1 protein-coding gene is annotated in these 228 nt (G+C 39.9%); it reads left to right on the top strand.

What is annotated here, in order from left to right; genetic code table 11:
• Window positions 1-228: hypothetical protein (locus tag KVT38_RS34505; RefSeq protein WP_217598175.1), on the top strand; the 228-nt coding region annotated here is incomplete at both ends.

Raw genomic sequence — 228 nt, 5'->3', positions numbered from 1 at the left:
AAGAACCCACAAATCCCGAAGAACCCACAATAAATGAGGAAACTGGAGAGCCAGGTAAACAAATTGACCAGAGTGTAAATCAAGCACCGATCATCAGCCACCAACCAGTGCTTTCAGTGAATGATACAGAAAATTTACAGATTCATGTCGAAATTGAGGATGACCAAGAGACTCTAACAGCCAATCTTTTTTATCAAACAAATGAAGCATTCTCAGTAAAGACGATCC

This window comes from Cohnella sp. GbtcB17 (assembly GCF_019091135.1).
Lineage (GTDB): Bacteria > Bacillota > Bacilli > Paenibacillales > Paenibacillaceae > Cohnella.
Note: the sequence above shows the minus strand (reverse complement) of the source record. Positions and strands in the feature narration are given on the sequence as shown.